The organism is Kurthia senegalensis (assembly GCF_000285595.1).
Classification (GTDB): Bacteria; Bacillota; Bacilli; order Bacillales_A; family Planococcaceae; genus Kurthia; species Kurthia senegalensis.
In genome coordinates, this window is sequence record NZ_HE611066.1 from 330917 (window position 1) to 343278 (window position 12362).

Consider the following 12362-nt stretch of genomic DNA (forward strand, 5'->3'; position numbering starts at 1 on the left):
ATGTAATGGTCATTCTCGAGCATAACACTCGTTACGATAGATTTTAGAAACAGCCATTTCATAAATTTTATTAATTATTCCGTTCGTCGGATTTACAGTAATGTATGACATGATGGCATGTATCGGTTTACTTGCACGTATTAGTTATTATTTTTTACATGGAAAAAAGTTCACTCATTGAACATCCTTAAATGAATTTTTGTTTAAGGATGTTTTTTGCGTGAAAATGAGCCGTTTATCGGTATATTGTTTTTTGAAAATATGCGAAAATAGAAGAAAGTAAATGATTAGGGGGCAAGGCATGGGAAATTTTGATATGTTTGATGGGCCATGGCTGCCCTATCGTGAAATTGCAGAAGCGGCAGAAAAAATGGTATTCACCGACCCGAATGCGGCGATGTTTAAATTGCGTTCTTTCGGTGAAATGATGGCACAAGAACTGTGGCAACGTCATCAATTTCCGGTCGTTGAGTCGATTTCGCAATTTGAACGAATTCGACAACTGGAAGAAAACGATATGATTGACCGACAAGTGACGTTTTACTTTCATGAATTGCGCGTGAAAGGAAACAAAGCAGCGCATAATGCGATGTACGGGACACCAGATGAAGCGGTCGCTCTACTAAGTGTAGCGTACCAACTAAGCACGTGGTTTATCAAAAAAGAACTGGACCAAGTAGAGAAGCGCATTCCACCTTTTAAAAAGCCGATGTTGCATCAACAACAAATAGAAACACCGAAGAAAGAAGTGAAACCGAAAGAAGAGCCGCTACGCCGAGTAGATAAAAAAACGCCAGACTCGTTAATCGAAAAGCGTCAAAAGCAAGAAGCGACTCAAAAAGCAAAAGAAATAGAGGCAGCAAAGACTGCGCGTATGTTGCCGAAGAAAACAGCTTTGCCGAAAAAAATGACACAGCCTCCTGTGAAAAAACAACAAACAAAAGTGCCAGAAAATGTAACGACCGTTAAACGCGTACAAAAAGCACAAAAACCGCGTTCGATCAAAAAAGAACGTGCAACGTATTCATTGAAGTGGCTCTATATTGCTTTGTTTGTACTCGGTATCGGAATGGCGCTTTTACTAAAAAGTTATGCGATGCCGACAACGTTGATTTTTCAACAGGCAGAACAGTCGAAAAAAACGGTAACGGAAGTACAAAAATTACAAACGTACGCGGGGGACCACGCTTACAGTGTAGACGCGGTGTATTTACTACAAGGGGATGGACAGTCGGAAGAACAAATTCCGACGTATACCGCTTCGAATAGAAAAGTACTTTCAGGACATATTTTTGCGAAAGATACATACGGTGTTATGAAAGAGACGAACGAAACGTATCAACTTCAAAATGGGCAATTTGTCTCGATTGCGTCTATAAAGGAAGCGGAGATGAATGTCCTTTCTGTCTATAAAGAACAAGTGAGTGATGAAGTTGTTTATGGAACGGTTCAAGTGCGGTTAAATGCACCGCTAAACGTGCGTTCTGCACCGACAACGACAGCGGAAATCGTCGGTATTACGTATGAAGGACTCAGTTATCCCGTATATGAACAACGCGGTACGTGGTATCGCATTGCACCGGACGTATGGCTTACGGGCAACCCCGAATATGTGACGTATACGAAAGGAAGTGGTTCGTAATGATACGTCTTAAACGGTGGCTGCCGTATTGTGTAGTCGTGATTTTGGCGGCACTTTTATTCATTCCGCTTTATAGCCTTTCTCGTCCACATACGTCGACGCTTGTAATCGTCGTACTCGTAGTGGCAAGTTGCGTTGCGATTGCGTGGGCCATATTGCACCGGAAGTACGACCTTTCTTTACGTGAACAGAGCTTACGAATGATTCGCATGATTTTCATGGTCAGCCTCGTTTTGAACACACTCGTTGCCTTTTTGTACGTAGGTGCAAAACAACAAACTGCTTCTTTTGACACGCATCAATTAGAATGGGTAAGTGTATGTGCGGTGATCATTGCTTTGTATGGACTCGTTGACACACATGCTTTTCAAGAGCGTACGTCGGTCGTCATGGAAAGAGCATTCCTTATGGCTAGTTTATTTTTCTTTGCGGGCTTTATGCTCATTCGTCACATAAAGGAATGGTCATGGGTTGGACTTTGTCTCGCAGTCGGTGCTATTTTCTTTGCAGGCAGCCTCTTTTTTATTCAGCAAAAAATAGGATTTCTTGTGGCGAAATGGGAAATACCGGTGACATTTTTATTCATCGGCACGCTCGTTGCAGCGACGCTTCTCTTAAGTGGCTCTTTTTTTAACGGGACGTCTATTTGGCTCGTGCCTGCTCTATTACTCGTCGCTTTTATTGGGGGAATTGGGTTTATTATGTGGCAAATTCAGCTGACGTACGTTTCCACAGTATGGTTAGAACTGTTGTATGGCATTTCGCTCATTTGTCTCGTTTGTACGCTGACCGTATTTTATTACACTGGTTCTCTTTTAACATGTATTGCGGCATGTATCGCTGCGCTTTATACTTTTTTCTTTTTGCATGAATGGTAAAAAAAACGCCCTCTTTTCATTTCGAAAAGGGGGCGTTTCGTATGCAATTATTCATTTTTAAAATATTTAAAAATAACTTTCCCGTACACTTGCTCTTCAGAAACGAATCCGTACGATCGGCTATCTTCACTATTCGGTCGATTGTCTCCGAGAACGAAATAATGTCCTTTCGGTACGATAGATTTTCCAGTAACTTCTTTTAAGGTGAAGTCATATGTGTAAGCATTGCCTGTCGTTTGTTCATACGTAGTAGGGACATTTTTTAAATATTGTTCCTTTTGTTGTTTACCATTAACGTAAATCGTATTGTTTTTTACTTCGATTGTATCACCAGGAACACCGATAATACGCTTAATGAAATTTTCATCTGTCGAAGCGGATGAAAAAACGATTACGTCCTGACGTTTGAGTGGAATATTTTTCATAATCATCACCTTATCTTGATTATGATACGTTGGCTGCATAGAAGCGCCGAGTACGGTAATCGGTGAGAACAAAAAGGTGCGCAGGGCAACTGCACAGATGATGGCAAAAATCATATAGTGAAACCAAGTCGTCTTTTTTAACAAATCGTTCGCCTCCTTATAAAGTAAGTACGAAGTTGTATGCTAGAAAGTTCCAGTTAAAACAAAAACTCCTTTCAAATTGAAAGGAGTTTTTACTAGTATACGATGTACAATCGTTTATTTCGCCGTTTCTTTTAACGCTTCAATTGCCGCAGCAACTTGTTCTTCTGATAAGTTGTGGCGCACGATGTAGCGGTTACGAGGGTCTGTTGTACAAGCCATTGTACAACCACCTAAGTGTTTCGCTTCATTTTCTTCAGACGCTAAAATTTGTTTGTTACAATCAGGGCTTGCGCAGTTAATATAACGTTCGCAAGGTGTTCCATCGAAGTGGTCACGACCGACGATTACGTGTTCAACATGGTTAATTGGCACAGTTAAACGTTCGTCGAATACGTACATTTTACCGTCCCAAAGTTGACCTTTTGTTTTTTCGTCTTTACCGTAAGTAGCAACACCGCCGTGAAGTTGACCGACATCGCCGAATCCTTCACGTTTCATCCAACCAGAGAATTTTTCACAGCGAATACCACCTGTGCAATACGTAAGAACGTTTTTGCCTTCAAATAGTTCACGGTTTTCACGCACCCATTCAGGTGTGTCACGGAAGTTTTGAACGTCAGGGCGAATCGCGCCACGGAAGTGACCGACATCATATTCATATGTGTTACGAACGTCAAGAACGACTGTATCTTCACGTTGCATTTCAGCTAAGAAGTCCTCAGGTGATAAGTGACGACCTGTTAATTCTAACGGATTGACATCTTCATCTAATCCAAGGTTGACAAGCTCAGGGCGAGGGCGAACGTGCATTTTTTTGAATGCATGACCTTCTACCTCATCGATTTTAAATACGATGCCATCAAATAGTGGATCAGCTTCCATCATAGCGATGTAAGCATTTGTTTGTTCGACTGTACCAGAAACGGTTCCGTTAATGCCTTCAGTCGCAACGAGAATACGTCCTTTTAAGCCAATCTCTTTACAAGCAGCTAAATGTGCTTGTGAAAAGGCAGCAGGGTCTTCGATTGTAGTATAGTGATAATAAAGTAAAACGCGATAATCCATAATAATTTTCCACCTATCTCAATATATTTGCAGGATATACCTGATAAGATTAACGACTCATTATATCAGTAAAATGTATGGAAATCAATTATTCACGTCATTTAAGTTGGAAATGATATGTTTTTTATCGGAATAGTGATGAGGAAAAGAGGTTGTTAACAGTTGTTTTTGGTGTTTTGACCGACATTACGAACAACTTTTGTATATTCCTATCAAAAAAGCTAATTCCAGTATCGCGTATAAAAATAGAAGAGGTGCTGTCAAATTCGACGGCATCTCTTCTAGTAGAGACCGAAATTTTTACTTACGTCTAAGCCTCTTTTACATATTTAAGATTGTTGAACTAAATTGCCATCTTCCATACGATAAACGTGATCGCAAAGAGGAAGCATGCGTTCATCATGTGTAACCATGATGGCCGCTTTCCCGCGTTGTTTCGCTTCTTTTGCTAACAATTCAACGACTTCAACGGCACGTTTTGAATCTAAACTTGCTGTCGGTTCATCGGCTAAAATTACTTTTGAGTTGTTCATGAACGCACGTGCGATTGCGACACGTTGACGTTCACCACCAGATAGTTCATGTGGCATTTTTTTGATTTTAGCATCTAAGCCAAGCTCTGAAAGTAATTGGATACCGAATTGGCGATCCGCTTTCGTTACAGAACCACCCATTTTTTTCACGAGTAGTAATTGATCTAGGACGTTTAAATAAGGGATTAAGTTAGATGTTTGTAAAATAAAGCCGAGTTCATTCAAACGGAATTTCGCTAATTGTTTTTCTGATAAAGCAGCGATGTTTTGACCGTTAATTTCGACTGTACCTGTTGACGGTTGCAATAGAGCACCGGCGATAGAAAGCAATGTACTTTTACCAGAACCAGATGGTCCGATAATTGCTACGAGTTCACCTGCTTCTACTTCAAGAGAAGTATTTTTTAATGCGTGCACTTCATTGCCAGCTTGTTTGTAAGTTTTTGAAATATTTTTTAATGATAAAACAGTCATTATTCCACTCTCCCTAATGCCGTAAGCGGATCAATTTTGACGATTTGACGTACAGAAATGAGTGAGCTTAATAGGGCAATGATGAATAGTACAATTGCATACGTCGTAACGAGCATTGGATCTAAGTTGAAAGGCATCCCTTCTGGAAGCGCCATTGCTGTTAAGTACGTAAGTCCGATACCGACAAGGATGCCGAAAGCTGAAAGGAATGCTACTTGCGCTACGATAGATTTCGCGATGAAGCCATTGCTTGCGCCGATTGCTTTCATAACACCGAATTGTTGTGTTTTTTGCATCGTAATAACATAGAAGAATACGGCGATGATGAATGCTGAGATGACGATACAAAATGCTAACATCATTAAGATCGTACCGTTTTCTGCTGTGTAACCAGGCATTTTGTTGACGGCTGTTGCTTTTTCGACGGTTTTAATGTTGTTTGCTGCTGCGTCAACTGCCGCAGGATCGACGTTTTCACCTTTAATGAAAACAGCTTGAATAGGTTTTTTAATCCCGTTATCAGAACCAGGTGCTGCGTATTGATACGCACGCCATGTGTCCATTGGAACGAATGCGACAGGTAAATGGTTAAACGTTTCACCTTTTACAAAGCCGACGATACGTAGCGTCATTTCTGAGTTAGATACGTTTAATTTATCACCGATTTTATAGCCAGCGTCTTTCAGTGTGTCGTTGACAACAGCACCTTCTGCATGACTTTTAACAATCGTGTTGCCTTCTGTAATTGTCGGCATGATAAATGCTTCATCTTCTAAACCGATTAAAGCGATATCTTCTTTATCCTCTGCATTTTTTGAGTCTGTTTTACCGACAGAGATTGTAGAAGCACCAAATGGTGTTACGTCCTCTACGTTGTCAACCTTTTTCAAGTCATCGATAATTGTTTCTGAAATAATTGATTTCGCAAAAGTAGAATCTGCTGTATTTTCAAATACGGCATGTTCTGCTTGAATGTTTTTAAGTGTTGCTGCACTTAGTGTAGAAAGTCCATTACCGAGACCCGATAAAATAAACACGAGCCAAGCGATTAAAATAATGATGATCGACATCATCGTATAACGCAATTTGGAATGTCTTAATTCTTTTAAAGCTAAAAACATCGAATACCTCCAATAAAAAATTGGTACCCTAAAAGTAGGATACCAATGTATTATACATGAAAGTTACACTTGTGTAACTAAAGAAAGTGACAGTTGTGTTACTTTTTTGATAATCCGTTCAAAAGTAAGTTCTGAACACTATTTAAAAAGTCCTCATCTGACATTTTTGCATAGTTTGGAATATCGATTGATTGAAAGATAAATCCGAGTAAAATGAAATCATTTTGCGATTCATCAATTAATTTCTCCGCTTTTCCTAATTGGATTAAAGAAAGGAAAGGTTCATATAGCCCGTGGTGCATACTCGACAATTGTTCTTTTTGTTTCGTTACGACATCCGATACGTCTTCAATCGTAGAAGCTAACCCTAAAATATGATGTAAATCTTTAATAGAAAACATACGCGTTAATAAGTCACGTAATTGGTGTTCAAACGATTGTGTACGATCGACACCTTGTAATAAATCAACACTTCTTTTCATCTCATGAATCATAAAAGCACCGATTAACTCTTCCTTATTTGGGTATTGCTTGTAGATGGCGGCACGGGAAACGTCAAGGCGCGATGCGACAATGCTCATCGTGAATCCTTGGTAGCCTTTTTCTAATATGAGGTCGTGGGTTACTTGCCATAATTGTTGCTTAGAAAATTTCTTTTCTCTGCCCATAAAGCACCTCCTAAATATACTTTAATGCTACCACTTCACTTTGTAAAATGCGAGCGCAATTTTTTGTAAGGGAATGCTAAGAAGCAATCTGATTTACGGACTTTTCAAGCGTTTCTTCAAGCGCTTCATACCAATGAATAATTTCTTTTTTATACAAGCTTCGGTACATGAAAACACTCGTCTGCCCATTCGTTAAGAAAGATAAAATCATCTTCGCAGACGTCCCGAAATCATTGAGTACTTTTAAGTTTTGGCGATGACAATTTTCAAATTGATTTTCAAAAGCATGCAGAACGGTCTTTTGTTTCGTTAAGGATTCTTTTCCAATAAGTTGTAGCAAGCGATACGTATAAACGATATCTGGATAGTTTCGTTGAAGCGGCATGATTTGTTCATTCGTTTCATTTGCTTGTCTTTGCATAACGAATAGACGAATTAACGTACGCTCACTTTGAAATTTTTGATAAAAACTGTCTAAAAGCATGTAAATGATGCTGAAAATCGTTGTGAGCGGAATAGCAGCGACACTTCCTTTAAGCGCGTATAAAAGAGTGGTCATAACGAAAGGAACAGCGTCAACAATCAATAAAAAAACAACGAAGAGTGGGAGCTCAAACGCCGTGATACATACTACTTCTATTACGAATACAATCGTTGAGATAATCGTTAATTTTTGGTGAATGGGTGGCAATCGATGAACGATCAGCGACATCTTTATCACATCCTTCATTTTTGTTTGTAAAAATGATATACCCTTTACATCAAAAAAATAACAATTTAATCCTTTTTAAAGTTTCTATTGATTCGTAATTCGTAATAAAGTGAATCGCATTATACGTGTAGCGACTTTACTTTGACACAATTCGCTACACGCTTTACGATTAATAAAAGAGGTGAATGACGTGAAATTATTATTAATAGAAGATGACCGTGTCATCGGACAACAAATTGCGGAAGATTTTTCGCATTGGCAACTAGAAACACATCTCGTGGAAGATTTTCAACACGTGTATGAACAATATGAACGCTTACAACCGGATCTCGTATTAATCGACATTCAGCTACCTGCATTCGACGGTTTCCATTGGTGCCGACAAATTCGTGCAAACTCCAACGTACCTATTTTATTTTTGTCTTCGCGCGACCAACCGATGGATATGGTGATGGCAATGCAAATGGGGGCAGATGATTACGTTCAAAAGCCATTTCATATGGACGTCCTCCGTTCGAAAGTGCAAGCACTGCTTAGACGAGCGTACGATTATCAAGAAGTGAGCACACCATCTACACAACGAATCAATGGATTGCAAATTGATGCGGCAAGTATGACCGTATCGAAAGGGGAGGAAGTCGTTTCACTGACGAAAAATGAAGCGTTTATTTTAAATGTGTTAGTAGACGTACCGAACGAAGTCGTAACACGCGATACACTCATGACGAAACTTTGGGACGATGCCCGCTTCGTGAATGACAATACATTAACCGTGAACGTCAATCGTCTTCGTACGAAATTAACAGAGCTCGGCGCACCGCAAATGATTGAAACGAAAAAGGTGTAGGGTATAAGTTGGTTAAGACAAATGATTAAACTTTTTTAAGAGAACGTCTATCGTATATTGCCTTCTTATTATTTTGTGCCGTATGGATGAACGTCTTATTACTAATTGACAACGGATTTGGCTTCGCCCGATTTAGTTATTTAAATGGGACGCTACTATTTTTCGCACTTCTTTTTTTCGGACGCCTATTTTGGAAAGACGCACGTCAACTCGAGTCATTTGAACAAAAAGAAGAAGCGAATTATATCGCTGTATTTCAGCAGTATACCGAACAACTAGAAAGCCAAATGACGAAAGAGTTGTTAGAGACGAAAGTAGCCATCGAGGAACGTGCGGACATTCAATTTTCTTGGGGGCACGAATTAAAAACGCCGTTGACGACGATGCAGTTACTTATCGATAAACTCCCGGCATCTGAACAAAAGCAATTGCTCCAACTTGAATGGATGCGCATGAACTTACTCGTCGACCAATCGCTACATTCGCTACGCTTAAATGCTGCAGAGAATGATTTATTATTTCGCAAAATTGATATGAAACGTATTTTAATTGATGAAGTGAAAATGTTGAAAAGCTGGTGTCGTATACAAGACGTGGCGATTGATTTAGACATTGAAGAAGACGAGGTCGTGACGGATGCGAAATGGTTGAGTTTTATTATTCGACAGCTCTTATCGAATAGTTTGAAATATAGCAATAAAGGTGGCACGCTAACGATTACGTATAAAAATCGTTGTTTAGCGATTCAAGATGAGGGCATGGGCATTTTAGAAGAAGATGTACCGCGGATCTTTGACAAAGGTTTTACAGGAACGAATGGTCGCAAGCAATCGGCATCAACAGGGATGGGCTTGTATTTAGCGAAACAATCTGCCGAACAACTCCACGCAAAACTGTTTGCGACGTCCGAAATTCATGTCGGAACGACCGTTTATTTACAACTACCGAAGCAAAATGACTATACGAATACGCTAATGTGACATGAATGTCACTTACGAAGCTCAAATTGTCACGTCAATCGAAGGTAACGCTCGGCATTTCCAGTTAAACTAGCAATAGATCGAAACAACTGGAGGGAATTTGCATGGACGTATTGCAAAGCAAACATATTTATAAAAATTACGGAAAGCGAAAAAAACAAATAGAAGTGTTACAAGACATTAACTTCACGATAACAGAAGGTGAATTTGTCGGAATTATGGGGCCATCCGGTTCGGGGAAAACGACATTATTGAACGTTCTTTGCTCGATTGATACAGTAACGGGCGGGGAAGTCATATTGAATGGAAAATCACTGCAACAACTGTCAGCGAAAAAATTAGCGAACGTTCGCCGTACGGAAATGGGCTTTATTTTCCAAGATTACAATTTACTCGAAACATTAACGGTAAAAGAAAATATTTTGCTTCCTTTAGCCGTTAGTAAAATTTCAAAAGAAAAAGCCGAACAACGCGTTCAAACGTTAATGACACAATTTGATATTCAAAAATTAGCAGATCATTATCCAAATGAATTATCAGGTGGACAAAAACAACGAACAGCTGCAGCACGTGCTTTAATTACAGAGCCGGCGATTGTTTTCGGAGATGAACCGACGGGCGCACTTGATTCGAAGTCAGCAACGAATTTACTACAACATCTTGAACGTTTAAATACCGTCCAAAAAACGACGATTTTAATGGTGACACATGATGCGATTGCCGCAAGTTATTGTAGCCGCGTATTGTTTTTGAAAGATGGTAAATTGTATACCGAGTTATACAAAGGAACACAGTCACGCAAACAATTTTTCGAACATATTTTACAAACGCAAGCAGTTTTAGGCGGTGAGCTGAATGAAGCTTAGAACACTCGTCTTTCGTACGATGCTAAAAAATAGCCAGTTGTATAGCTTATATTTTTTCGCGCTGTTATTTAGTAGCGGTCTTTATTTTGCTTTTTTAACGCTAGCAGACAATCCGAGCGTTATTAAAATGAACTCAGAAAGCGTGAAAGCAGGCGCTGTTTTTGAAGTTGCTTCATATTTACTCGTAGCGATTGTCTTTTTCTTCGTATTGTATGCGAACCAATTATTTTTAAAACGACGTAGTAAAGAATTTGGTCTTTATCAATTAATCGGTTTATCAAAACCGCGTATTGCACGTATGCTTTTTTAGAAAATAGCGTATTATGGATACTCGCGATTGCGATTGGTATTAGCTGTGGTTTTATTTTCAGTCGCTTTTTTGCTTTACTATTTTTGAAAGTGACGCATATGGAACGCGTTATTTCATTACAATTTACGACGCATTCAGTCGTACAATCGATCATTGTCTTCATCGTTTTATTTGCCTTAATGTACGTACAATCCGTTGGCTACGTATGGCGTTCGAAATTAATTGATTTGTTCCATGCCGCGAATAAAACGGAACAACGTGTCAAAAAATGGTCTTTATTTAGTACCGTTATGGGGCTAATCGGTATTGCCTTAATGATTTTCGGTTATTATCGTGCAACAATTTTATTCACACTGACTGAAGCGGTAACGATGAATGAATTGCTGTTTCGTATGGGTCTTATTTTATTTTCAACCATCTTTGGGAGCTTTTTATTTTTCCGCTATACGGTTGCTACGATTGCGAACTTTATTCGTAAGAGAAGAAATGGGCATGTGACGGTAGGGGACGTTGTCGCGTTGACGCCGATGATGCATCGTATGAAATCGAGTGCCTTATCTTTAACGCTTATTACGACGTTAACAGCACTTGCTATCGGGGTATTATCACTTGCATACATTTCATACTCATCTGTCAAAACGTCTAGTCAACAAAGTATGCCATATGATATGGGTGTCTTTAACGGATTAGGACAAGAATTTGAAAAAGCACTTTCAAAAGAAGACATCGCTTTTGAAAAAAATACGTATCATTTCAAAACGGTTGAATTTAATTACAAAGACATTATGAAAAATGAATTATCTAAAACAGAAGAAGAGCTAACGACTTCTACGATGAATGTCATGAAACAAAGTGAAGTCCAACAAAAAGTAAAGAACCTTTCATTGAAGGAAAATGAAATTGCTTTTTACAATTATACGAAAATGCAAAATTTACTCGCACCTATGCAAACAGACAAAAAAGTAGAAGCTGTTGAGTTAAAGCAATCATTTACGTTAACAACACTGTCAGAAGACATGTTTGTACCGAATGTTTTATCTTTCGGAAGTCCTGTCGCAGTCGTAACAGATGATGTGTATGCACAAATGCAAGATGTTACTGAGGGTGCAGAAGTGACAAGTTTCACAGGGTATACGATTTTAAATGAAGAAGATTTAGATCAAGCGGAAAAATTGTATCGTGAAAAGACGAATGACGGAGAAATGATTATTAAGTTGAAAGATTCCAATGATACGGTCACATACGATTTGAAAACGCAAAGCGCGTATTATGAAAATAATTTCCAAATGATGGGACTTCTTATTTTCGTTGCGGCATTCCTTGGCTTAGCTTTCTTATTAACGACAGGAAGTATTTTATACTTTAAACAAATGAGTGAAGCAGACCAAGAAGCACCGCAATTCGAAATGCTACGCAAAATCGGTTTCACGACAGAGGAAGTGATGCGTGGCGTTCGTCAAAAACAATGGTTCAACTTCGGTATCCCACTCGTTATCGGTATTGCCCATAGTTATTTTGCTGTGAGATCGGGCTGGATGTTATTCGGAACAGATTTTGAGTTGCCATTTATAACCGTATTAATCGTCTATGCACTTTTATACGGAGCATTCGCTTGGATGTCTGTACGCTACTATAAAAAAGTGATTACAAATAAATAAGTATATTTGTAAACAAATATACAAATGGTAGACGGGATA

At 39.0% G+C, this 12362-nt stretch carries 13 protein-coding genes; 7 read left to right on the forward strand and 6 right to left on the reverse strand.

What is annotated here, in order from left to right:
• Positions 1-301: 301 nt before the first annotated feature.
• Entirely contained in the window at positions 302-1642 is a 1341-nt protein-coding gene (locus KSHG_RS09105; protein WP_010304834.1) for a DUF4145 domain-containing protein, read from the forward strand.
• Positions 1642-2520, forward strand: a complete 879-nt coding sequence (locus tag KSHG_RS09110) for a hypothetical protein (RefSeq protein ID WP_010304837.1) — start codon at positions 1642-1644, stop codon at positions 2518-2520. Before KSHG_RS09105 ends, KSHG_RS09110 begins: the two co-directional genes overlap by 1 nt.
• Before the next feature lie 47 nt (positions 2521-2567).
• On the opposite strand, the gene lepB is transcribed toward KSHG_RS09110, so the two are convergent.
• The 6 genes from lepB to KSHG_RS09140 all read right to left on the reverse strand — a co-directional run bounded on the left by lepB (position 2568) and on the right by KSHG_RS09140 (position 7662).
• On the reverse strand, positions 2568-3089 hold the full coding sequence (gene lepB, locus KSHG_RS09115; RefSeq protein WP_010304840.1) for a signal peptidase I: 522 nt from the start codon (positions 3087-3089) through the stop codon (positions 2568-2570).
• A gap of 114 nt (positions 3090-3203) precedes the next feature.
• On the reverse strand, positions 3204-4154 hold the full coding sequence (gene trhO / locus KSHG_RS09120; RefSeq protein WP_010304842.1) for an oxygen-dependent tRNA uridine(34) hydroxylase TrhO: 951 nt from the start codon (positions 4152-4154) through the stop codon (positions 3204-3206).
• Positions 4155-4483: 329 nt separating this feature from the next.
• A complete protein-coding gene (locus tag KSHG_RS09125; protein WP_010304845.1) occupies positions 4484-5161 on the reverse strand; it encodes an ABC transporter ATP-binding protein in 678 nt (225 codons plus the stop codon).
• The gene (locus KSHG_RS09130; RefSeq protein WP_010304848.1) at positions 5161-6282 is read right to left on the reverse strand and encodes an ABC transporter permease; all 1122 of its coding nucleotides are present in this window, start codon (positions 6280-6282) and stop codon (positions 5161-5163) included. Before KSHG_RS09130 ends, KSHG_RS09125 begins: the two co-directional genes overlap by 1 nt.
• Before the next feature lie 98 nt (positions 6283-6380).
• The gene (locus KSHG_RS09135) at positions 6381-6950 is read right to left on the reverse strand and encodes a TetR/AcrR family transcriptional regulator (RefSeq protein ID WP_010304851.1); all 570 of its coding nucleotides are present in this window, start codon (positions 6948-6950) and stop codon (positions 6381-6383) included.
• Positions 6951-7026: 76 nt separating this feature from the next.
• Complete coding sequence (locus KSHG_RS09140; protein ID WP_010304855.1) at positions 7027-7662, reverse strand: hypothetical protein; 636 nt, start codon at positions 7660-7662, stop codon at positions 7027-7029.
• Between the two features lie 190 nt (positions 7663-7852).
• Between KSHG_RS09140 and KSHG_RS09145 the strand changes: the two genes are divergently transcribed.
• The 5 genes from KSHG_RS09145 to KSHG_RS16630 all read left to right on the forward strand — a co-directional run bounded on the left by KSHG_RS09145 (position 7853) and on the right by KSHG_RS16630 (position 12323).
• The gene (locus KSHG_RS09145; RefSeq protein WP_010304858.1) at positions 7853-8509 is read left to right on the forward strand and encodes a response regulator transcription factor; all 657 of its coding nucleotides are present in this window, start codon (positions 7853-7855) and stop codon (positions 8507-8509) included.
• 86 nt (positions 8510-8595) lie between these two features.
• Entirely contained in the window at positions 8596-9489 is an 894-nt protein-coding gene (locus KSHG_RS16625) for a sensor histidine kinase (RefSeq protein WP_010304860.1), read from the forward strand.
• A gap of 104 nt (positions 9490-9593) precedes the next feature.
• Entirely contained in the window at positions 9594-10355 is a 762-nt protein-coding gene (locus tag KSHG_RS09155) for an ABC transporter ATP-binding protein (protein WP_010304863.1), read from the forward strand.
• Complete coding sequence (locus KSHG_RS18040; RefSeq protein ID WP_010304868.1) at positions 10345-10665, forward strand: FtsX-like permease family protein; 321 nt, start codon at positions 10345-10347, stop codon at positions 10663-10665. Before KSHG_RS09155 ends, KSHG_RS18040 begins: the two co-directional genes overlap by 11 nt.
• A gap of 98 nt (positions 10666-10763) precedes the next feature.
• A complete protein-coding gene (locus KSHG_RS16630) occupies positions 10764-12323 on the forward strand; it encodes an FtsX-like permease family protein (RefSeq protein WP_010304871.1) in 1560 nt (519 codons plus the stop codon).
• Positions 12324-12362 lie beyond the last annotated feature (39 nt).